Below are 20,949 nucleotides of genomic sequence, written 5' to 3' on the forward strand. Positions count from 1 at the left end.
GCTTCCCTGATGACCGCGCTGACTTCCATCTGGCCCCTCTTCGGCCTCGAGCTGACCACACCCCGCCTGGTGCTGCGACCCATTGCCGACGCCGACATTCCTGCCGCGGTTGAAGCGGCAGCGAGCGGGGTCCACGAACCCGGCCGGAACCCCTTCAGCACGCCGTGGACAGAACTGCCGGCAGAAACTCTGGGGCACAACATGGCGCAGTGGTACTGGCGCTGCCGCGGCCAGGCCACGCCGGAGGACTGGACCCTGCTCCTGGGCATCTGGTACCTGAACGAATTCATCGGCTGCCAGGACATCGGCGCCAAGGACTTCGCAACCCTCAAGACCGTCAGCACCGGCTCATGGCTCAAGCAGTCCCTCCACGGTCAGGGCCTCGGCACTGAGATGCGGGCCGCCGTCGCACTCTACGCGTTCGACTGGCTCGGCGCCGAAGTGGCCGAGTCCGAAGCCGCCGCCTGGAACGCCGCATCCCTGGGAGTGTCCCGCTCCCTCGGCTATGAACTCAACGGCGTCTACAGGCACTCCTGGGGCGGCAAGGCCGTGGAAGTCCAAAAAGTGCGCCTCACCCCCGCAACCTTCAAACGCCCCGACTGGACCCTGAAGGTAGAGGGCCACGATGCCGCAGCCAAGTTCCTCGGGGCTCGCTGAGGGCACTTCCGATGGAGAAGGGCCGTGGCCCGACGAGCGGAACCACGGCCCTCGCTACCGGATCGTATGGCTAGATTTCGGCGCCCTCCAGCAGTTCTGTTACCAGGGCTGCGATCGGGGAGCGTTCGGAGCGCGTCAGGGTGATGTGGCCGAAGAGAGGGTGTCCTTTCAGGGTTTCGACGACTGCGGCAATACCGTCGTGCCGGCCGACGCGCAGGTTGTCACGCTGGGCGACGTCGTGGGTGAGGACGATCTTGGAGTTCTGGCCGATTCGGCTCATCACGGTGAGGAGGACGTTCTTCTCAAGTGACTGGGCCTCATCAACGATCACGAACGCGTCGTGCAGGGAGCGTCCGCGGATGTGCGTCAGCGGCATAACCTCCAGCATGCCGCGGTCCATGACTTCTTCCACGACTTCCTGGCTGACCAGGGCGCCGAGTGTGTCAAAGACCGCCTGTGCCCAGGGGTTCATCTTTTCCGACTCGGAGCCGGGCAGGTAGCCGAGTTCCTGGCCACCTACGGCGTAGAGGGGGCGGAACACGATCACCTTGCGGTGCTCGCGGCGTTCCAGCACCGCTTCCAGGCCGGCGCACAGGGCCAGCGCGGACTTGCCGGTGCCGGCCCGTCCGCCGACCGAAACGATTCCGACGGCGGGGTCCATCAGCATGTCGATGGCCAACCGCTGCTCCGCGGAGCGTCCGTGGAGCCCGAACACGTCCCGGTCCCCCTTGACCAGCCGCACCTGCTTGTCGGCGCCCACCCGGCCCAGGGCTGAGCCCCGGTTGGAGAGGATCACCAGCCCGGTGTTGACCGGCATTTCCGCGGCTGCGGGGATGAAGACAGGCTCGTGGCCGTACAGAGTGGAGATTTCTTCCTCGCTGGCTTCCACCTCGGCTACGCCGGTCCAGCCCGAATCCTTCACGAGCTCGTTGCGGTATTCGTCGGCCGTAAGTCCCATGGCGGAGGCCTTGACCCGCATGGGGAGATCCTTCGAAACCACCGTGACGTTCCGGCCTTCATTGGCCAGGTTCTTGGCCACGGCAAGTATCCGGCTGTCGTTGTCGCCACTGCGGAAACCCAACGGAAGCACGTCGGCGGAAATGTGGTTCAACTCCACCAGCAGCGTGCCGCCCTCGTTTCCGATGGGAATGGGTTTGCTCAGGCCACCATGTTTCACCCGGAGGTCATCGAGCAGCCGGAGCGCTGTGCGGGCAAAGTAGCCCAGCTCGGGGTCGTGCCGTTTCCCCTCAAGTTCCGTGATGACAACGATCGGAACAATGACTTCGTGCTCTGCGAAGCGGAGCAGCGCCCGTGGATCCGAGAGCAGGACGGAGGTGTCAATGACGAAGGTGCTAATGGTGGCGTCCCTTCCGGAGACAGCAAAACCGGCCGCAGATTTTTCGTCTGCTGCACCGGTTTGTGAGGTGGCTCGCGTGGTGCGAGAGGTAGCTTTCTGTCCCTGGTCAAAAACGGCCTCGGGCAGTTGTTCAGAAATAGCCACATCGACTCCAGCCCCGGGCACGCGCCCGGAATTGTTATTGGTGAGGCGGCTCGGCCTGGAGGCCGGGTCCGGCCTCCCATACAACCGGTGCGAAATTTCGCTCCATGTACTGGCCTCCCCGATCAGCCGGCGTTTTTGCCTGCTGATGGATACAACGTAAATCCCCGCCCAGTAATTTCCGGTGCCATCCGTCGGCGATTCCTGTTGCGGCCGTGTGAATTCCGCGTGAACGGCGCTGACAGATCAGGTGCCGAAGCGCCGCTGCCGGCCTGCATAGTCCCGGAGGGCGCGAAGGAAATCCACTTTGCGGAAAGCGGGCCACAACGCCTCGCAGAAGTAGAACTCACTGTACGCACTTTGCCACATCAGGAACCCTGACAGCCGCTGCTCCCCGGACGTTCTGATGACCAGGTCCGGATCCGGCTGGCCGCGCGTATAAAGGAAGCGGGAAATATCGTCGACGGACAGCGAGTCAGCGAGCACCGAAATGTCAGACCCCTTGGCTACGGCGTCGTGAAGCAGCTCCCGCACGGCGTCGACGATCTCGCGGCGTCCGCCGTAGCCCACCGCAACGTTGACATGGATCTTTTCGCGAACCGGCGTGCGGGCCGTGAGCTTGTTGAGCCGGTCAGCCAGGTAGTCGGGCAGGAGCTCGGGGGCGCCCATGGCGTGGACCGAGATGTTGGCGTCCTCGTCCAGACGGTCCAGGGTGTTGGCGATGATGCCCATCAGAAGATCCAGCTCCTCGCTGGACCGGCTCATGTTGTCCGTGGACAGCATGTACAGCGTGACCACCTTGACCCCGAGTTCCTGGCACCAGCCCAGGAACTCATGGATCTTGTCCGCGCCGGCCTGGTGGCCCTGGCTGGTGGGTGCATTGAACTGCTTGGCCCAGCGGCGGTTGCCGTCCACCATCACGCCGATGTGCTTGGGAATGCGGCCGCCGGCAAGCTCGCTGAGCAGCCGCCTTTCGTAGAAGCCATAAAGGAACCCGCGAAATTCCACGAGGAGACTCACCTGACTTCCGTTGCTGTTCGACGGCATTGCACATCCTAGGCTACCGTCCGGGACCGGAGCGGGTGCGCCGGGACGTGCCCGGATGACCCGTCATGATCGTTACCCATGAGTAACTTACGCAAAGAGGGGATATTCTGAACCCATGAACAGCCAGACTCCTGACGGCTCCCGCGCGCCCTCCGCGGACCACGGCAACAGCGCCCTGGACGACGCCGCTGTCCGGCTGGCCGAACTCCTGATGATCAAGCCCAAGTGGCGCGGTTGGATCCACAGCGTCACGGCGCCGCTGGCTCTGGCCGCGGGGATCATCCTGGTGGTCCTTGCCCCGACTACGGACCGCAAGATCACCTCGGCAATCTACGCCGCTACCGGCGTCCTGCTATTTGGCATCAGTGCCATCTACCACCGCGGCAACTGGTCCCCCGGCGTGAAGATTGTGCTCAAGCGCTTGGACCACACCAACATCATGCTGGTCATCGCCGGCAGCTACACGCCCTTGGCCTGGTCGCTCCTGGAGCAACCCAAGGCGGTCCTGCTGCTCTGGGTCATCTGGTCCGGGGCCGTCCTCGGCGTGCTGTTCAGGCTGCTGTGGACGGACGCCCCGCGCTGGCTGTACGTGCCCATCTACATTGCACTCGGCTGCGGGTCGCTGTTCTACCTGCCCGAATTCTTCGCGGCCAGCGTCCCGGCGGCCATTCTGATCTGCGTGGGCGGAATCCTGTACATCACCGGCGCGGTATTCTACGCGCTTAAGAAGCCCAACTTCAGCTACGAGCACTTCGGCTTCCACGAACTCTTCCACGCACTGACAGTCCTGGCATTCGCAACACACTTTACGGCGATCGCCATCGCAGTCCTCAGTTGACCTGGCGGGAACCGTGAACTGGCGGAAACCGGTGGGTGCGCGAGAAGTCGGCCCGCCTTAGTCGCGGGGCTGGGACCGATCGGCCGGCTGGCCCTGCCCATTGCCTTCGAGGCCAGCCTCGCCGCCTTCAGCATCCGGCTCCCCGGCAGCACGGAGTCCGTCGTGGTCGTCGGCGGCTTCGATGTCCGCGGCCGCTGCCGCTGCCTGGCGCTCTTCTTCCACCTGCGCGCGGTAGCGGACGCGGCGGATGCGGCGGACCATGTCCACAATCAGCAGCGTGGTGGCCAGCACAAAGAAGGCCGTCATGATGAAGCCCCACAGGCCCGGGGTGATCTGGTCCTCGGAGAGGCCCTCACGCAGGCCGGGCGTCGGCAGTGGTGAGGGAGCGGTGGTCAGGGCGAGGAGCATGTGATGCACGGTTCAAACCTTCTGTGGAAACTGATGGGCAGCCGGCCGGTGATTCCGGAGGCGGGTCCGCGGGACCCGGACCAGCCCACTGCTTTTCTACACGGCATAGAATATGCTGCCGTCTCTATCTTAGCCCGGCGAAAAGGTCCTTTTCGGGCAATACTGCGGGGACCCTGGACTCGATCAGGGAGTAGTCTTCCCAGGGCCACACGCGGCGCTGCATTTCGGCCGAGACAGCAAAGAAGAACCCCAGCGGGTCCACCTGCGTGCGGTGCGCGCGGAGGGCGTCGTCGCGGGCCTCAAAAAAGTCCCCGCAGTCGATCTGCGTTGTGGTGGCATGGGCACCCCGCGGCGGCGTGTGGCCCTCCGCGTCCTTTTCCAGCCAGGCGGCAAGCCGCTGGGCGTACGGGGACTGCAGGCCCGCTTCCTCCAGGGCAAAATGCAATGCGCGGAACCGGTCCGGGCTGAACGCCCTGTCGTAGTAGAGCTTGCTTGGTTCCCAGGCGGCACCGGCGTCCGGATACCTGTCCGGGTCACCCGCAGCCGCAAACGCCTCCACTGCCACCCGGTGCGCCATGATGTGGTCCGGGTGCGGGTATCCTCCGTTTTCGTCATAGCTGACGATCACCTGCGGCTTGAAGTCCCGGACCAGCCGCACCAGCGGCGCCGCGGCTCGCGCCAGCGGCTGGACGGCAAAGGATCCCGCGGGCAGCGGCGGCAGGGGGTCGCCCTCGGGCAGCCCGGAATCCGTGAATCCGAGCCAGCGCTGTTTGATGCCAAGTACATTGGCCGCCTGGTCCATCTCCAGCCGGCGCGCCCCTGCCATGTCCCGCTTGGGATGCGGATCACCTTCCACGGCAGGGTTTTGGATATCGCCGCGGGATCCGTCGGTGCAGGTGGCCACCATGACTTCCACCCCGGCGGCGGCGTACATCGCCATGGTGGCCGCGCCCTTGCTGGACTCGTCGTCCGGGTGCGCATGAACGGCTAGCAGCCTCAGCGGTGCCGGGGTATGCGTGGACGCTGTCATCGAAGGACGGCTCCTTATTCTTCTGCGGCTGCTGTGACGGCCACTGGACTGACGGGACTGCATATAACGGGACAGGCGGAATATCTGCGCGGGAGAGGGGTTGCGGATCCGCCACGGACAGCCATGGACCGGAACCGAACTAAACTGGACTGGTGACTACCCACGAACAGCCCGCAGTGTCCCCGCCCGCAGACACTAGCCTAGCCAATCGTTATGGCAGTAAAAAGCCGTCCCTCCCGCCGGCGGTCAAACGTGGCATCGCCGTAGCGGCGCTGGCGGCCGGAGTAGGGTTTATGGCCTGGGTCTCCACGTCGAACGCTGTCTCGGACGTGACGTTCAAGGACGTCGGATTCAGCACCATTGATGCCACTGCGGCAGAGGTTGATTTCCAGGTCACCAGGGACCCGGGAACGGCCGTCAAGTGCGCTGTGAAGGCCCTCGACTCCAAGTTCGCCGTGGTGGGTTGGAAAGTCGTGGACATCCCGCCGGGGGAAGCTAACGGAACGGCCGACGGCGGCAGGACAGTTTCGCAGCGCGTGGCCCTTCGGACGGAGTCCTTGTCCGTTTCGGGCGTAGTGGACGACTGCTGGATTCCGCGCGCCGGGACGTAGCACCATGTGATCTGTGCCCTATCCCGGTTGGGTATGTCCAGAGTATTGACTACAATGGGTCAATACCTCTACCCCGCTGAGCTGGTTGCTGAGTTCCACAAGTGGCCACCGTTGCGGGGTCTTTTGCATGTATGACCATTTAGGAGAAGTCCGTGTCTACCACCAACAGCGCGCCTGCAGCCTGGCTCACCCAGGAAGCTTTTGACCGCCTGAAGGCAGAGCTGGACCACCTTTCCGGCCCTGGCCGTGCGGAGATTGTCCAGAAGATTGAAGCGGCCCGGCAAGAGGGCGACCTGAAGGAAAACGGCGGCTACCATGCGGCCAAAGAAGAGCAGGGCAAGATCGAAGCCCGGATCCGCCAGCTGACCGCGCTCCTGCGAGATGCCCACGTAGGAGAGTCCCCCGCTGACGACGGCATCGTCGAGCCCGGCATGCTCGTTGTTGCCCTCATCGCCGGCGACGAAGAGACATTCCTGCTGGGGTCCCGCGAAATCGCCGGCGATTCCGATCTGGACGTGTTCAGCGAGAAGTCACCCCTCGGCGCCGCAATCGTCGGCCACAAAGAGGGTGCGAAGCTCAGCTACACTGCGCCGAACGGCAAGGACATCACGGTCGAAATCATCTCCGCCAAGCCGTATACAGGCTAACGCGTCACACTGAATGCGCTTCAGGCCTTACAGGCCTGGCCAAACGTCGGCCCCCGTCAGGAGGCCGGCGTTTTTGCGTGCTTGGGGCGCAGCAACAGGGCAGCGACAACTCCGCCTGCCGCCCCGCCGAGGTGCGCCTGCCAGGAGATGTAGCTGCCCATGATCGGCAACACACCGAGCAGGATGCCGCCGTAGACCATAAACAGCACCACGGCGAGCAGGATCTGCCGCCAGCTGTGGTTGAAGAAACCCCGCACCAGAAGGAAGGCGAACAACCCGAAAACCAGGCCCGAGGCGCCAACTGTGATGCCGCCGTCGCCAATCAGCCACACCGTCAGCCCGGAGCCCAGCCAGCTGAATCCGAGGGCCGTCAGGAACACCCGCACGCCTGACAGGAACACCAGGAAGCCGAAGACAATCAGGGGCAGGGCATTGGAGAGCAGATGGTTCAGATTGGCGTGCAGCAGCGGGAACGTCAGGATGTCCAGCAACCCGTCAGCGGACCGCGGCCGGAGCCCGAATGTACGGTTCAGGGCGTGCAGGGTCAGCATGTTGAACAGTTCGATGACAAAGAGCAGGGCCACAAAGCCGCCGGCCACCAACAGCCCCGCTTTAGCCCGCGAGGCTGTGGTTTCCCGGTTCCGCGGCTTTCCGTCCCCCATCGGGTCAAGCATGGCTGCTCCTAATGCACCACAATGGGCTGGAAGCCCTCGGCACGGAGGGCGCCGAGGACCTGCTCACAATGTTCGTGGCCCTTGGTTTCGAGGTTCACGGTAATGGAAACGTCGCCCATGCTGATGGAGCCGCCAACGCGGGTGTGGTCCAGGCCAGTGACGTTCGCATCGTTTTCGGCGATGATGCGGGCGATGGTGGCCAGCGAGCCCGGCCGGTCATCCAGCATCATCCGCACTGTCATGTAGCGCCCGGCGGCGGACAGGCCCCGCTGAATGACTTTAAGCATCAGCATCGGATCGATGTTCCCGCCGGACAGGATCACGGCCGTAGTCCCGGGGTTTTCGATTTTGCCATCCATCAAGGCGGCAACCCCCACCGCCCCGGCGGGTTCCACCACCATCTTGGCCCGTTCCAGCAGGAAGATCAGGGCGCGTGCCAGGGAATCCTCACTGACCGTGACAACATCATCCACGAGCTCACGGATGATACTGAAGGGCAGCTGTCCGGGCCGACCCACGGCGATACCGTCAGCCATGGTGGACACTTTCTTCAGCGGAACCAGTGCGTCGGCGGCGAGTGACGGCGGATAAGCCGCAGCATTTTCGGCCTGGACACCGATGATGCGGATTTCCCGCCCAATTTCCCTGGCCCGGGCCTTGACGGCTACAGCGACTCCGGCCAGCAGCCCGCCGCCGCCCACTCCCATCAGGATGGTATCCACGTTGGGGATCTGCTCGAGAATCTCCAGGCCTATGGTTCCCTGGCCGGACACCACATCCACGTTGTCAAAGGGGTGCACAAACACCATGCCGGATTCGTTGGCGTAGCGCTGCGCCTCGGCGAGAGCCTCATCCACGTTGTGGCCGTGGAGGATGACTTCTGCGCCGTGGCTGCGGGTGGCCGCCAGTTTCGGAAGGGCTACGCCCAGAGGCATGTAGATGCGGGCTTTGATGCCCAGGCTTTTGGCTGCTACGGCCACGCCCTGGGCGTGGTTTCCGGCTGATGCGGCCACCACCCCCCGCTTTTTCTCCTCGGCCGAGAGCTTGGCCATGCGGACATACGCACCGCGGACCTTGAATGATCCCGCCCGCTGCAGGTTTTCGCACTTGAAGTAGACGTCGCCGCCCACCATCCCGCCCAGGGCCCGTGACGATTCCACCGGGGTCCGCATAATAATCCCCTCGAGCAGCTTCTGCGCCTCCAGGACATCGTCCAGCGTGACGGGAAGGGTTTCAAGGGTGTTCACGGACTTATTCTCCTTGGGTGGATACGGCTCCGGCGCCTTGGCTCATCTCAGGCCTCGGCGTCCGGATTGGCTGCTTCTGTGCTGGCTGCGGCGTCCTTGCCGCGCTTGGGTCTGCCGCCCGGCAACCGGACATCCCTGATGGAGTCATCATGGTCCAGGCCTGGCGTCACGGTCCCACCGGGGATTGCCAGCACCTGTTCATGTTCCCACGTTCTGGCGGCGATGTAGCGAATCGAGGAGTTTGCTACGGCGAGGATGGGCACCGAGAACAGCGCGCCGGGGATACCCGCAAGGTACGAACCCGCCGCCACGGAGAGGATCACCGCCACCGGATGCAGGGACACGGCCTTGCCCATCACGAGTGGTTGCAGGATGTGGCTCTCCAGCTGCTGGACCAGCAGCACGATAGCCAGCATGATCAGGGCATTGACCGGACCGTTGGCCACCAGGGCCAGGAGGACGGCGATGGCCCCGGTCACCAGAGCGCCGACCACCGGGATAAAGGAGCCGATGAACACGAGCACGCTCAACGGCAGGGCCAGCGGCACCCCGATGATGGCCGCGCCGGCGCCGATGCCTACAGCGTCAACAAACGCAACAAACATCTGGATCCGTGCGTAGCTGACCATGGAAGCCCAGCCCTTGCGCCCGGCACCGAAGGTTGCTGCACGCGCTTTCTTCGGGAGGAGGCGGACCAGGAACGCCCAGATCCTGTCGCCTTCGAGCAGGAAGAAGATCAGGATGAACAGGGCCAGCACCATTCCCGCGGCGAAGTGGCCGGCGGTGCTGCCAAAGGACAACGCACCGCTGAGGATGCTGCTGCTGTTGTCCTGGAGTGCGGTGGTTGCTTCCTTGAGGTACTGGTCGATCTGGTCAGCGGTGAGGTGCAGGGGTCCGGCGGCCAGCCAGTCCTGGATCTGAGTCACGCCCGCCAGCGACTGGGACCACAATTCGCCAAAACCCGAAGCCAACTGGCGTCCCACCAGGGAAAGGGCACCAACGATCACCCCGATGAAACCCACCACCGTGATGGCCACCGCGGCGCCGTTTGGCAGCCTCCTGCTCCGTAGCCAGCGCACCACGGGGCTCAGGAGTCCGGCCAGCAGGGCGGCCACCATAACGGGGATAATCAGGAAGCTGATCCGGCTGAGCAGCCAGATCAGGGCGCCGGCCATCAGCAGGATAAGGACGAGCCGCCAGGCCCACGACGCTGCGATCCGGATGCCGTACGGAATGTCCTGCTCCAGATCCCGGTCTGCACGCACGCTGCTAGGGAGGGCAGTTTCCACCGGCCGGGCCGTGTTGGGCGGCGTGCCGGTGGGCGCTGAAGCGTATGGGGCGGCGTCCTTGTCTGGCGTCATAGCCTAATACTTCCTCAGCACCGGCCCTTATGCGAAACGGCTACCCGGCCCCGCCCAGGGCAGCCTCAATCCCCCAGGCCATCGTGAACGTTTCTCCGGCCGGGAGCCAGCGGAGCCCGTCACCGGAGTTGAAGGCATTGGCCGGACCGGTCATAGGTTCGATGGCCACCGCCTTGGGCCTGCCGGGCAGTTCAGTCGTTACGAAGACGTGGACGTAGCCGCAGGATTCGTCCTGCCACAAGGTCACGCTGCGGCCGTCAGGTGCGCTGAGCACGTGGCGGGCCGCCCCGCCGTCGAACGTTATGTCCGTCAAGGCGACGTCGACCTCGAGGCCCCCCAGCCGTTGACCGTTGCGGAAGTCACTGTCCCCGCTAACGGGTTCGGAGCTGCGCGGGATCAGGCGTTCGTCCGCCACCAGGCGGGTATCGGCGGCAACGGTCAGGGTCAGGTGGTCCACGTCCGCATCGCCCAGCCGCAGGTATGGGTGGGCGCCCAGGACGAACGGCGCCGGGGCGTTGGAATCGTTGACCAGCGTCTGGCGGACTTCCAGACCAAGATCCTCAGTCAGGAAGTACTGGACCCGGTGCCGCACCAGGAACGGGTAGCCATGCTGCGGGAAGACCGTCGCCTCGAGGGTCACTGAATATTGCGATTCATCAACCAGACTGTAGGCGGAGTTGCGGAGCAGTCCATGGCTGGCGTTGTTCCGCGAAACCTCCGTGATGTCCAGCTGCTGCTTCTTTCCGTCGAGGTACCAGACCCCGTCCTCCACCCTGTTTGCCCAGGGCGCGAGAGTGATCCCGGCGGCACCGGGAGAAATCTCTGCGTCCCCATACGTCTCGGTGAGCAGGACACCTGCGCGGCTGTACAGCCGCAGGCCGGCCGCCAGCTCAGTCACTACGGCCAACGCGTCGCCCCTGCGGAGTTCGTACTGCCGGCCGGTGGCGTAGGTCTGGAATCCGGCGGGAATGCCCGCGTCCGGGGTTGCACTCGAAGTCATGAGCACCACCGTAACAGGGGGCACGGCCGGCCTGCCATTGCCGCAAATGTTATCTTTTGTGTGAAACTATTCTTTTTTGAGCGAAATGTGGGATGATCGAGGCAACGGACGCCCGCCATCTGCCGGCACCAGCACGCAAAGGACCCCCGCCATGACAGGTATCACCACCACCACGCTCGCCGATGGCCGGGAGCTGATCTACTTCGACGACGGCGCAACCGCCCAGCCCCGCACAGCGTCCACCACCACCGATCACCGGACCCTGCCGGAGCGCGGCCAGCCCGGCGAGGTCCGGTTCGATGCCCTCACCGACGAGTGGGTGGCCGTCGCAGCCCACCGGCAGTCCCGCACGCACCTCCCGCCGGCCGACCAGTGCCCCATCTGCCCCACGACGCCGAACAACCCCTCCGAGATCCCCGCCCCCGACTACGACGTTGTGGTGTTTGAAAACCGCTTCCCGTCGCTGGGTCCGGCGGTGGGACCTGTGCCGTCCGCCCCGGCCTGGGGCACCACGGGGCCTGCCTACGGACGCTGCGAAGTAGTCGCCTTCACGCCAGAGCACACGGGATCCTTCAGCGGCCTGAGTGAGGCGCGCGCCCGGACTGTCGTAGAGGCGTTGGCGCACCGCACCGAAGCCCTCAGCAAACTGCCAGGGATCAAGCAGGTGTTCCCGTTCGAAAACCGGGGGGCCGACATCGGCGTCACGCTTCACCACCCGCACGGGCAGATCTATGCGTATCCTTACGTCACCCCCCGCGCAGGGGTCATCGGAGCGGCAGCACGCAAGTTCTATGATGGGTCGGACGGGCGGCAGACGCTCACGGGCTCGCTGCTGCGGGCAGAACGGGAGGACGGGAGCCGAATGGTGATGGAGGGCGAGAACTTCAGCGCCTACGTACCGTTCGCTGCCCGCTGGCCGTTGGAGATTCACCTGGTGCCGCACCGGCAGGTGCCCGACCTGGCCGCCCTGAGCGGGGAGGAAAGGGACGAACTGGCGCATGTCTACCTTGACCTGCTTAAACGGCTCGATGCGCTGTATCCGACGCCGACACCCTACATATCAGCCTGGCACCAGGCCCCCCTCGACGACCTCCTGCGCCCCGCCAGCTACCTGCACCTCCAGCTGACGTCGCCCCGCCGGGCAGCGGACAAGCTCAAGTTCCTGGCCGGCTCCGAGGCCGCCATGGGCGCCTTCATCAACGACACCACCCCGGAAAGCGTCGCGGAGCGGCTCCGTGCCGTGGTGGTCCCCGAGTCCAACCCGTTCCCTGCCACGACCGCCCCCGCCCCCCTGGGGGCACTGCCTGAAGGAGCACACGCGTGAGCGCCTCCCCTGACCCATTGGCTGCCCAGCTGGCCAGCCCGCCGGAATCCGGCATGGCGAACCTGCGCACAGCACAGCCCGGCATGGCGGATCTGTCCGCCCGCTTCGAGCAGGAGTTCGGCAGGCTGCCCGACGGCGTCTGGCAGGCACCGGGACGCGTGAACCTCATCGGCGAGCACACCGACTACAACGAGGGGTTTGTGCTCCCGTTCGCGATCGACAAGACCGCACGGGTGGCTGTCGGAGTCCGTCCGGACTCCACGGTCAGGCTCCTGTCCACTTACGGCGACCACGGCATGGTCAGCACCGACCTCGGCTCTTTGGCCGCAGCTTCCGCCAAGGGCTGGACGAAGTATCCACTGGGTGTGATGTGGGCGTTGCAACAGCAGGGCATCACCGTTCCCGGGGTGGATCTGCTGCTTGACTCCACCGTTCCCTTGGGAGCCGGCCTGTCCTCGTCGCACGCGATCGAGTGCGCAGTCATCTCGGCGCTCAACGACCTGACGGGAGCCGGACTGGAGGCGGAGGAGATGGTCCTGATCACCCAGCGGGCGGAGAACGACTTTGTTGGCGCACCGACGGGCATCATGGACCAGTCAGCGTCGCTGCGCGGCTCAAAGGGGCATGCCGTGTTCCTGGACTGCCGTGACCAAAGCGTCCAGCTGGTTCCCTTCGAAGCAGAACCAGCGGGGCTGGTGATGCTGGTCATCGACACCAAGGTCTCCCACTCACACTCCGACGGCGGCTACGCCTCGCGCCGCGCGTCCTGCGAACTGGGCGCCGAGGTCATGGGCGTCAAGGCACTGCGTGACGTCCGGTTGGAGGACCTGGACGAAGCCGCCGGCCTCCTGGACGAGGTCACTTACCGGCGGGTGCGCCATATCGTGACCGAAAACGACCGCGTGCTGCAGACCGTGGAGCTGCTGGCCAGTGCGGGCCCGGGTTCCATCGGTGCCCTGCTGGACGCCAGCCATGCTTCCATGCGGGACGACTTTGAGATCTCGTGCCCGGAGCTGGATCTTGCCGTGTCCACTTCCCGTGCCAACGGGGCGATCGGCGCCCGGATGACCGGCGGCGGCTTCGGCGGGGCAGCGATTGCGCTCACGCCGGTGACATCCGAGCAGCTGGTGCGTGCCGCCGTCGTGCGTGCCTTCGCAGACGCCGGCTACGCTGCACCTGACATCTTCACCGTGACCCCGGCAGCAGGAGCAATGCGCATTTCGTAGCGCGGATACCCGCAAAAAAGAGGGCCCCACCTGATGCGAAATGCATCGGTGGGGCCCCCTTGCTGTTGGACAGAATTACGACGGCGGACGCGGGGTTTTGTTGTCAGTCCTCGCCGCGGAGGATGGCCAGGACACGGATGATCTCAACGTAGAGCCAGACCAGCGTGACCGTCAGCCCGAAGGCGGCGGTCCACGAGAAGCGCTGAGGTGCGCCGCTCTGCACGCCGGCTTCGATGCTGGTGAAGTCCATCACCAGCGAGAACGCGGCCAGACCGATGGCCAGGATGCCGATGACAACACCAATGATGCCGCTGCGCAGGCCGAAGGGTTCCGTCGTCATACCCGTCATCATCATCACGAGGTTGACCACGGAGAACAGTCCGTAACCCACCATGGCGATCATGAAGAACTTCATGGCCTTGGGCGACGCGCGCACCTTGCCGCTCTTGAACAGGAGCAGCGTCACGGTGAACACGGACAACGTGCCGATGACGGCCTGCAGCCCGACACCCGGGTACATCAGGTCGAGTACACGGGTGAGCCCACCGAGGAACAGGCCTTCGAGTCCGGCATAGGCCAGGATCAGGGCTGGTGATGGCTGCTTCTTGAACGTGTTGACCAGTGCCAGGACAAAGCCGCCCAGTGCACCGACGATCATCAGCATGCTGGCCAGCCCCAGGCTGACGAACATCGTCACTGCGGCACCTGCCAACAGGACTCCGAGGCAGGCCGCTGTCTTGACGATTACATCGTCGTACGTCATCCGGCCGGTGTCCGCGGGACCTGCGGCCGGCTGGTTGTACATCTGGCGCAGCTGCTCATCGGACATGTTCTGCTGCTGGCCCCAGCCATTCTGGGGATCCATGACCTGGCCGGGAGCCCGCTGGCCGTACTGTGCCTGTCCGTAGGGTGCCTGCGGGACACGCGGTGCCTGCGTTGCTCCACGGAAATTCTTTCCGTTGAAGATCGGGTTTCCGCCAAGTGCCATTGCTGGTGTCCTCCAAGTAAAGGGTTGAGTCGTGACTTACGAACCACGCTACCAATATCTACGCGCCCGCGCGCCAATAAGTTCCCCGCTCATGGCGCCGAAACCCAACCGTGATGCATCCGGGTGGACGGACGCCCGCTCCCCAGGGCCGCGCGTGGACCAGGGTGTTCCATGAGGAATACCGCGAAACAACAGAAGTTTCTTTGCGAACACTTTGCCGAAGCGCCATGACCGTGACGCAGTTGTTATGCGATCGCTACCAGACGGTCTCACTGCAGCCTCAAATTTGCCCCTGACGAGCTGTAACATAAACCACACGCGGTGACGGATATCACAATCGGGCCCCCAACCTGAACAATGCACCACCATCCGTCCCGCGACGTTTGCAGTGGTTGCAATGGCGCACCCTTGGCCACCCCACCCAAGTGGAGGATTTTCATTTTGAGAAGTACACCCAACGGCTTGCCGACCAGACGGCGGGGCGGATCGCTGAAAGTGATAGGGGCCATCTTTGCCTCTGTCGTGGCGATACTGCTCGTCGTCGCGCCGGCATCACAGGCCACCTCGCCGTCGCCGACACCATCCCCGTCGATTACGTCTTTCCAGAACAACATCAGCGGCTTCCTAAGGGATGACGAGCGCGCCCCGATCGCCGATGTGACCATAACAGCAAGGAACGGGGACTTCGAAGGGTCTACCAAATCATCGGCCAACGGGTCGTGGAGCATTGGGGTCCCGGTTCAGGGCACCTACGAGATCGAACTGGACGAATCGACCCTGCCAGAGGGCATCAAACTCGCGGACGGCCAGGAAAACCCCCGCAGCGTCACGTTCAGCCAGACCTCGAACCTCTCCGTGATTTTCGCATTCGGTAAGGGGATCGTGGTCCAGCAGCAGGATTTCGGCCAAAATCTTCTCAACCGTCTCGTGGCTGGGCTGAGTTTTGGCCTCCTGTTGGCGCTGGCTTCCGTGGGACTTTCCCTAATCTTCGGAACTACGGGGCTGACGAACTTCGCCCATGGCGAAATGGTCACCCTGGGCGCAGTGCTGGTCTTCGCCTTTAACGCCATAGGACTCCCCTTCTGGCTTGCCTTGATCCTTTCGCTCCTCGGCGGTGGCCTCTTCGGCTACGTCCAGGACGCCGGACTCTGGAAGCCGCTTCGCCGCCGGGGAACGGGACTCGTGCCCATGATGATCGTCAGCATCGGACTCGCCCTCGCCGTGCGCTATGTCATCCAGTTCTTCTTTGGCGGCGCCACGCAGCAACTGCCGTTTGCCCAGAGCGCAGAAATCCAACTGGGTCCGGTATCCATCTCGCCCAACAACCTCTGGTCGCTCATCATCAGTGCTGTAGTGATCGTTCTGATCGGAATCGTGCTTTTGAAAACCCGGCTAGGCAAGGCCACCCGCGCGGTGGCTGACAACCCTGCCTTGGCGGCCGCCTCCGGCATCGACGTCGACTCGGTCATCCGGATCGTCTGGGTCACCGGCGGCATGCTCGCCTCCCTCGGCGGAATCTTATGGGCTTACTACCGGCCAGGCGTGACCTTCGACATGGGTTCGCAGATCCTGCTGCTCATCTTCGCCGGCGTGACCCTGGGCGGCCTCGGCACCGTCTTCGGCGCCCTCATCGGGTCCATCATCGTCGGCATCTTCGTGGAGCTGACCACCGTTTTCGGCCTCGCTGCCGACCTCAAGTATGTGGGAGCACTGTTCATCATGATTGTTGTCCTCTTGTTCCGGCCACAGGGCATCCTGGGTCGTCGCGAGCGCGTAGGTTAGGAGACAGCCATGGATTTCGGATTCATTCTCTCCAGCGCTGCCGGCGAACTCTTCAGCCCGACCACCGCGGCCTATGCTCTTGCGGCTCTCGGACTGGCGGTTCACTTCGGCTACTCAGGCCTGCTGAATTTTGGCCAGGCCGGCTTTATGGCGGTGGGCGCCTACGGCTTCGCCATCTCGACGCTCACCTTTGGCGTCCCCTTCTTTGTGGGCGTGATCATCGCCGTGATCTGCTCGGCCATCTTCGCGATGCTCCTGGGCATACCGACCCTGCGGCTGCGCGCGGACTACCTGGCCATCGTTACGATCGCGGCCGCGGAAATCGTCCGCTACATTGTCACGACCAACCAGCTGACCGCCGTGACCGGGTCGGCCAACGGCCTGGCCGCCTTCGAAGGCGGGTTCTACGACATGAACCCGTTCCCCGCGGGCTCGTACATGGGCATGAACAACCGCGACTTCTTCATCCGCATAGTCGGCTGGGGCCTTGTCATCCTCTGCTGCACCCTGGTGTGGCTGCTGATGAGGAGCCCCTGGGGCCGCGTACTCAAAGGCATCCGCGAGGACGAAAACGCGGTCCGGTCCCTCGGCAAGAACGTTTACGCCTACAAAATGCAGGCCCTCATCATCGGCGGCGTGCTCGGCGCCCTGGCGGGCATGATCTTTACCCTCCCCCGCGGCGCAGTCCAGCCGGCCAACTACGGCACCGAACTGACGTTCTTCCTGTACACCTGCCTGCTGCTCGGCGGCCTCGGCACGGTGCTGGGACCCGTCATCGGCGCGATGATCTTCTGGGTGGTGCTGTCCCTCACACAGGGCATCCTGTACGGCCTGATCGAATCCGGCGCCGTCACCTGGCTGAACACAGTCCAGGCCGGCCAGCTGCGTTACATCCTTGTGGGTGTCGCACTGATGATGCTGATGATCTTCAGGCCCCAGGGCGTCTTCGGCAACAAGAAGGAGCTGGCGTTCGCATGAGCACGCATAGCGAAGAACCCCGCCCGTCGGAGGAAATTAACTACATGACGGACACGCGTCCGATCGCCGCCGGGGACGCCGCTCCCGGCTGCAAGAAGCGCGATCCGATCGTGGTGGCGGAAAACGTCACCCGCAGCTTCGGCGGCATCAACGCTGTCGACGTCGAATACCTGGAGATCCCGCGGCACAAGATCACAGCGCTGATAGGCCCGAACGGTGCAGGTAAGACCACCCTCTTCAATCTGCTGACCGGATTCGACATGCCGAACTCGGGCAAATGGCAGTTCGAAGGCCACAGCCTTGCCGGCGTTTCACCTTACAAAGTGGCACGTATGGGGATGGTGAGGACCTTCCAGCTGACCAAGGTCATGGGAAAGCTCACCGTCATGGAGAACATGCGGCTCGGCGGCTCGGAACAGCCCGGAGAGCGCCTCTCCAAGGCTCTTTTCAAGGGCCTCTGGGGCGGCCGGGAAAAGGAGATCACCGCCCAGGCGAACGTCCTGCTTGAGAAATTCAAGCTGGACACCAAGAAGGACGACTACGCTGCCTCCCTTTCCGGAGGCCAGCGGAAGCTCCTGGAAATGGCACGTTCGCTGATGGTCAGGCCCAAGCTGGTCATGCTGGACGAACCCATGGCAGGCGTCAACCCGGCGCTGACCCAGTCCCTCCTGGACCACATCAAGAACCTCAAGGCGGAAGGCATGACCGTGCTGTTCGTGGAGCACGACATGAACATGGTGCGCCACATTGCCGATTGGGTTGTGGTGATGGCCGAAGGAAAGATCGTGGCCGAGGGCCCTCCCGGCGAAGTCATGAAGAACCCGGCCGTCATCGACGCTTATCTGGGTGCCCATCACGACGTGGACCTTGGCGACACCGAGGGCATCAAGGAGCTAGCAGCCGAGCTGGTGGCCGACAAGGAATCGATTGTCGGAACTGAGAACGCGGGCATCATCGCCATCGATGTCGTCGCCGCCGAACCAGACGAACCCCGCCATAAGGGAAAGGACAGCGAATGAGTGCTACAAGCGCGGCTCCGGCCGCAAGCAGTGCAGGCTCCCAGGACTCCGTAGTTAAGGTGACGGACCTTGTCGCTGGCTACCTTCCGGGTGTGAACATCCTGAACGGCTGCAGCATCGAAGCCCGCAAGGGTGAACTGATCGGCATTATTGGTCCTAACGGTGCCGGCAAATCGACGCTTCTCAAGGCCATGTTCGGTCTGGTGAAAGTCCATTCGGGCACAGTTGTGGTGCGTGGCCAGGACATCACCGGGCTCAAAGCCAACAAGTTGGTGACCAAGGGCGTGGGATTCGTCCCGCAAAACAATAATGTGTTCGCCACGCTGACTATCGAAGAGAACATGCAGATGGGCATGTTCCAGCGCCCCAAAGACTTCGCCGAGCGGTTTGATTTTGTGACCAGCCTGTTCCCCGAACTCGGCAAGCGCCGGGCCCAGCGGGCCGGGTCGCTCTCCGGCGGCGAACGCCAGATGGTGGCCATGGGCCGGGCGCTGATGATGGAGCCCGCAGTCCTGCTCCTTGATGAGCCCTCCGCAGGTCTCTCTCCCGTCAAGCAGGACGAAACCTTCCTGCGGGTGCACGAGATCAACCGGGCAGGCGTCTCGGTGATCATGGTGGAACAGAATGCCCGCCGTTGCCTCCAGATCTGCGACCGCGCCTATGTGCTTGACCAAGGCAGGGACGCTTACACCGGAACCGGCCGGGAACTGATGAAGGACCCAAAGGTGATCCAGCTCTACCTGGGTACCTTGGCTGACGAGGTCTAGTCCGTTCCGAAAGGCGCAGAAGGGCCGTCACCGTCCGGTGGCGGCCCTTTCTGCGGGCGCTGGGCCGTGAGGAGACCACCAAGGGCTTGCTGAGGCGCCTGAAGCACTGAGGCGCCCGAAGCCGAGCTTCGGGCAGCAGAAAGCCCCCGTCCGGCTGGACGGGGGCTTTCGCGTCTAGGTTGTCGCGGCTTTACAGCTTGCCGAATTCTTCCTTGGACGGTGCGTACTTATTGTCGTCCTGGTACTCGTAGATGCCGATGTAGGCTTCCGTCGGATCGCCGGCATCGGAGAAGGTCACCGGACCTGACTGGCCGTCGTAGTCGATGTCCTTGCCGTTGCGAAGCAGCGTGACGCAGGAAGCGAAGCTGTTGCACTTCTCACCCGTCTCCGAGACTGCTTTGAGCTGCTTGGCAATTTCAACGCCATTGGTGCTCTTGGCTGCCTCAGCGGCAAGTGCAATCAGGTTTACAGCATCGTAGGATTCACCTGCGTAGCTGTAGTCCTTCAGGGCCGGATCAATGGCAAGCAGTTTCTGCTTGAACGCATCCTTGGCGAACGTGCCCGGGATGGTTCCCTGGGCGCCCTTCAACGTCCCGGCCTCGAAATCCTTGCTGTAGTCGGAGGTGTTGCCGTCTACAAGGAACATTTGGGTGGGTTTGACACCCTTGCCCGTCATCAGCGGCACAATGCTCTTGGCCTGGTCGAAGGTGATCAGTGCAATTGCGTCGGGCTTGGCCGCGATGACCTTGTCCACCTGGCTGCTGAACTGCGAGTCGCCCTCATTGAACAGCTCCTCGGCAACCACCTTGCCGCCGGCCGCTTCGAAGGCGGATTTGACGTTGCTGGCCAGACCGGTTCCGTAGGCGTCGTTAAGTACGATCATGCCGACCGTCTGTGCACCACACGTAGCCATATAATTGCCCAAGACCTTACCCTGCAGCACATCCGAGGGTGCTGTACGCCAGTAAAGGCCCTTGTCATCCCAAGTGGTGAAATCCGGGGAGGTGTTGGCAGGTGAGAACTGGATAACGCCGGCACCGATGATCTGGTTGATGACCGTCTTGGAGACACCGGAAGACGCCGCGCCGATGATGGCGCTAACGCCCTGGCCGAGAAGCGCACTGGTGGACTGCGTGGCGATATCTGTCTTGGTGTCGCCGGAGTCGCGGTGTATCACTTCCACAGGCTGGCCCAGAACGCCCCCGGCATCGTTGACTTCCTTGATGCCAAGATTGACACCGGCAATTTCAGGCGGCCCAAGGAAAGCCAGCGATCCGGTGGTGGGTAGCAGGGAGCCGATCTTGAGCGGCGTTTCCGTGATGGTTGTGGCCGGCGGAACAGCGCCTCCACCGCCGGCCTGCGCGGTGCTTTCGGGAGCCGCGCTGGGAGCGGGGCAGGAGATCCCAGTTGCTGACGTGGTGGTTTCTGTCGAGCTCGGAGTGGAGGTACCACCACAGGCCGTGGCCAGAAAGGCGACGCCGACGCTAAGCGCTGTGAGCTTGGCAAGACGGGGTGCCGCCGGGGAAAGTGAAATCATTGACAATCTCCTGGATCGAAAGGTGCGAACGGCCTTTGACGCGGATGATCAGGTGTTCCTGATTTAACTTCAAGCTAATGCAAATCCGCCGAGGATATAAGTGACTGAGGTCACATCCTTATAACAGTCGTTGCATATGCGGAATCAACGGAGGCAATGCTCCGTCCGAGGTCATGAGGGATGCGCGGGAGGCCGCAAGGGGGCGCCGCGGGGGAAAAGTTTGTACCCCAGGTGGGACTCGAACCCACAACACGCGGATTTTAAGTCCGCTGCCTCTGCCAATTGGGCTACTGGGGCGCCCGGTCTATGG

20 protein-coding genes and 1 tRNA gene are annotated in these 20,949 nt (G+C 63.6%); 10 read left to right on the forward strand and 11 right to left on the reverse strand.

The genetic code is table 11. The features are described 5' to 3' along the window. The first annotated feature begins 9 nt into the window (after nt 1–9). Entirely contained in the window at nt 10–657 is a 648-nt protein-coding gene (locus tag DAD99_RS02865) for a GNAT family N-acetyltransferase (protein ID WP_193340250.1), read from the forward strand. Nucleotides 658–727: 70 nt separating this feature from the next. On the opposite strand, the gene DAD99_RS02870 is transcribed toward DAD99_RS02865, so the two are convergent. Both DAD99_RS02870 and DAD99_RS02875 read right to left on the reverse strand, forming a co-directional pair. Beyond that, nucleotides 728–2,158 carry a PhoH family protein gene (locus DAD99_RS02870; protein WP_193340251.1) on the reverse strand — a complete coding sequence of 477 codons (1,431 nt, stop codon included), beginning with the start codon at nt 2,156–2,158 and terminating at the stop codon, nt 728–730. A gap of 243 nt (nt 2,159–2,401) precedes the next feature. Beyond that, on the reverse strand, nt 2,402–3,163 hold the full coding sequence (locus tag DAD99_RS02875; protein WP_185263686.1) for an isoprenyl transferase: 762 nt from the start codon (nt 3,161–3,163) through the stop codon (nt 2,402–2,404). 154 nt (nt 3,164–3,317) lie between these two features. On the opposite strand from DAD99_RS02875, the gene DAD99_RS02880 reads away from it, so the two are divergent. Then, a complete protein-coding gene (locus tag DAD99_RS02880; RefSeq protein ID WP_193340252.1) occupies nt 3,318–4,040 on the forward strand; it encodes a hemolysin III family protein in 723 nt (240 codons plus the stop codon). 57 nt (nt 4,041–4,097) lie between these two features. Here the strand turns inward: DAD99_RS02880 and DAD99_RS02885 are convergent, their stop codons facing one another. Next, nucleotides 4,098–4,457, reverse strand: a complete 360-nt coding sequence (locus DAD99_RS02885; protein WP_193340253.1) for a hypothetical protein — start codon at nt 4,455–4,457, stop codon at nt 4,098–4,100. A 115-nt stretch (nt 4,458–4,572) separates the two neighbouring features. Continuing rightward, entirely contained in the window at nt 4,573–5,478 is a 906-nt protein-coding gene (mca, locus tag DAD99_RS02890; RefSeq protein WP_193340254.1) for a mycothiol conjugate amidase Mca, read from the reverse strand. Nucleotides 5,479–5,630: 152 nt separating this feature from the next. On the opposite strand from mca, the gene DAD99_RS02895 reads away from it, so the two are divergent. Then, a complete protein-coding gene (locus DAD99_RS02895; RefSeq protein WP_193340255.1) occupies nt 5,631–6,089 on the forward strand; it encodes a DUF4307 domain-containing protein in 459 nt (152 codons plus the stop codon). A gap of 152 nt (nt 6,090–6,241) precedes the next feature. After that, complete coding sequence (greA, locus tag DAD99_RS02900; RefSeq protein ID WP_193340256.1) at nt 6,242–6,736, forward strand: transcription elongation factor GreA; 495 nt, start codon at nt 6,242–6,244, stop codon at nt 6,734–6,736. Between the two features lie 56 nt (nt 6,737–6,792). On the opposite strand, the gene DAD99_RS02905 is transcribed toward greA, so the two are convergent. Genes DAD99_RS02905 through DAD99_RS02920 form a run of 4 tightly spaced genes read right to left on the reverse strand, consistent with a single transcriptional unit; the run spans nt 6,793 to nt 11,018 of the window. Next, nucleotides 6,793–7,410 carry a rhomboid family intramembrane serine protease gene (locus tag DAD99_RS02905; protein ID WP_193340257.1) on the reverse strand — a complete coding sequence of 206 codons (618 nt, stop codon included), beginning with the start codon at nt 7,408–7,410 and terminating at the stop codon, nt 6,793–6,795. A gap of 8 nt (nt 7,411–7,418) precedes the next feature. Further along, nucleotides 7,419–8,657, reverse strand: coding sequence for a threonine ammonia-lyase (gene ilvA / locus DAD99_RS02910; protein WP_193340258.1), 1,239 nt, complete (start codon nt 8,655–8,657; stop codon nt 7,419–7,421). A gap of 47 nt (nt 8,658–8,704) precedes the next feature. Then, the gene (locus DAD99_RS02915) at nt 8,705–10,018 is read right to left on the reverse strand and encodes an AI-2E family transporter (RefSeq protein WP_193340259.1); all 1,314 of its coding nucleotides are present in this window, start codon (nt 10,016–10,018) and stop codon (nt 8,705–8,707) included. Between the two features lie 40 nt (nt 10,019–10,058). Beyond that, entirely contained in the window at nt 10,059–11,018 is a 960-nt protein-coding gene (locus tag DAD99_RS02920) for an aldose 1-epimerase family protein (RefSeq protein WP_185262934.1), read from the reverse strand. A gap of 151 nt (nt 11,019–11,169) precedes the next feature. On the opposite strand from DAD99_RS02920, the gene galT reads away from it, so the two are divergent. Together galT and galK are read left to right on the forward strand one after the other, a co-directional pair. Further along, the gene (galT, locus tag DAD99_RS02925; protein WP_193340260.1) at nt 11,170–12,342 is read left to right on the forward strand and encodes a galactose-1-phosphate uridylyltransferase; all 1,173 of its coding nucleotides are present in this window, start codon (nt 11,170–11,172) and stop codon (nt 12,340–12,342) included. 53 nt (nt 12,343–12,395) lie between these two features. Beyond that, entirely contained in the window at nt 12,396–13,568 is a 1,173-nt protein-coding gene (galK, locus tag DAD99_RS02930; protein WP_193340334.1) for a galactokinase, read from the forward strand. A 103-nt stretch (nt 13,569–13,671) separates the two neighbouring features. Here the strand turns inward: galK and DAD99_RS02935 are convergent, their stop codons facing one another. Next, nucleotides 13,672–14,556 carry a Bax inhibitor-1/YccA family protein gene (locus tag DAD99_RS02935; protein ID WP_193340261.1) on the reverse strand — a complete coding sequence of 295 codons (885 nt, stop codon included), beginning with the start codon at nt 14,554–14,556 and terminating at the stop codon, nt 13,672–13,674. 498 nt (nt 14,557–15,054) lie between these two features. Between DAD99_RS02935 and DAD99_RS02940 the strand changes: the two genes are divergently transcribed. Genes DAD99_RS02940 through DAD99_RS02955 form a run of 4 tightly spaced genes read left to right on the forward strand, consistent with a single transcriptional unit; the run spans nt 15,055 to nt 19,102 of the window. Then, nucleotides 15,055–16,338 (forward strand): branched-chain amino acid ABC transporter permease, encoded by a 1,284-nt coding sequence (locus DAD99_RS02940; protein ID WP_193340335.1) that lies wholly within the window; start codon nt 15,055–15,057, stop codon nt 16,336–16,338. Between the two features lie 9 nt (nt 16,339–16,347). Continuing rightward, entirely contained in the window at nt 16,348–17,316 is a 969-nt protein-coding gene (locus tag DAD99_RS02945) for a branched-chain amino acid ABC transporter permease (protein WP_193340262.1), read from the forward strand. Further along, the gene (locus tag DAD99_RS02950) at nt 17,313–18,335 is read left to right on the forward strand and encodes an ABC transporter ATP-binding protein (protein WP_193340263.1); all 1,023 of its coding nucleotides are present in this window, start codon (nt 17,313–17,315) and stop codon (nt 18,333–18,335) included. The genes DAD99_RS02945 and DAD99_RS02950 overlap by 4 nt, the downstream gene beginning before the upstream one ends. Further along, on the forward strand, nt 18,332–19,102 hold the full coding sequence (locus DAD99_RS02955; RefSeq protein WP_185262929.1) for an ABC transporter ATP-binding protein: 771 nt from the start codon (nt 18,332–18,334) through the stop codon (nt 19,100–19,102). Before DAD99_RS02950 ends, DAD99_RS02955 begins: the two co-directional genes overlap by 4 nt. Nucleotides 19,103–19,292: 190 nt before the next feature. Here DAD99_RS02955 and DAD99_RS02960 read toward each other — a convergent pair whose 3' ends face one another. Both DAD99_RS02960 and DAD99_RS02965 read right to left on the reverse strand, forming a co-directional pair. Next, a complete protein-coding gene (locus tag DAD99_RS02960; RefSeq protein WP_193340264.1) occupies nt 19,293–20,639 on the reverse strand; it encodes an ABC transporter substrate-binding protein in 1,347 nt (448 codons plus the stop codon). Nucleotides 20,640–20,862: 223 nt separating this feature from the next. After that, a tRNA-Leu gene (locus tag DAD99_RS02965) sits at nt 20,863–20,936 on the reverse strand. Nucleotides 20,937–20,949 lie beyond the last annotated feature (13 nt).

It is taken from the genome of Pseudarthrobacter sp. AB1, from assembly GCF_014926485.1.
Taxonomy (GTDB): domain Bacteria; phylum Actinomycetota; class Actinomycetes; order Actinomycetales; family Micrococcaceae; genus Arthrobacter.

Excerpts from the sequence above, each read along its gene's own strand:
- DAD99_RS02915 (WP_193340259.1), bottom strand. The coding sequence starts at position 10,018 with ATGACGCCAGACAAGGACGCCGCCCCATACGCTTCAGCGCCCACCGGC.
- DAD99_RS02880 (WP_193340252.1), top strand. The coding sequence starts at position 3,318 with ATGAACAGCCAGACTCCTGACGGCTCCCGCGCGCCCTCCGCGGACCAC.
- DAD99_RS02920 (WP_185262934.1), bottom strand. The coding sequence starts at position 11,018 with ATGACTTCGAGTGCAACCCCGGACGCGGGCATTCCCGCCGGATTCCAG.
- DAD99_RS02960 (WP_193340264.1), bottom strand. The coding sequence starts at position 20,639 with ATGATTTCACTTTCCCCGGCGGCACCCCGTCTTGCCAAGCTCACAGCG.
- DAD99_RS02945 (WP_193340262.1), top strand. The coding sequence starts at position 16,348 with ATGGATTTCGGATTCATTCTCTCCAGCGCTGCCGGCGAACTCTTCAGC.
- DAD99_RS02955 (WP_185262929.1), top strand. The coding sequence starts at position 18,332 with ATGAGTGCTACAAGCGCGGCTCCGGCCGCAAGCAGTGCAGGCTCCCAG.
- galT (WP_193340260.1), top strand. The coding sequence starts at position 11,170 with ATGACAGGTATCACCACCACCACGCTCGCCGATGGCCGGGAGCTGATC.
- DAD99_RS02905 (WP_193340257.1), bottom strand. The coding sequence starts at position 7,410 with ATGCTTGACCCGATGGGGGACGGAAAGCCGCGGAACCGGGAAACCACA.
- DAD99_RS02950 (WP_193340263.1), top strand. The coding sequence starts at position 17,313 with ATGAGCACGCATAGCGAAGAACCCCGCCCGTCGGAGGAAATTAACTAC.
- mca (WP_193340254.1), bottom strand. The coding sequence starts at position 5,478 with ATGACAGCGTCCACGCATACCCCGGCACCGCTGAGGCTGCTAGCCGTT.
- galK (WP_193340334.1), top strand. The coding sequence starts at position 12,396 with ATGGCGAACCTGCGCACAGCACAGCCCGGCATGGCGGATCTGTCCGCC.
- DAD99_RS02865 (WP_193340250.1), top strand. The coding sequence starts at position 10 with ATGACCGCGCTGACTTCCATCTGGCCCCTCTTCGGCCTCGAGCTGACC.
- DAD99_RS02935 (WP_193340261.1), bottom strand. The coding sequence starts at position 14,556 with ATGGCACTTGGCGGAAACCCGATCTTCAACGGAAAGAATTTCCGTGGA.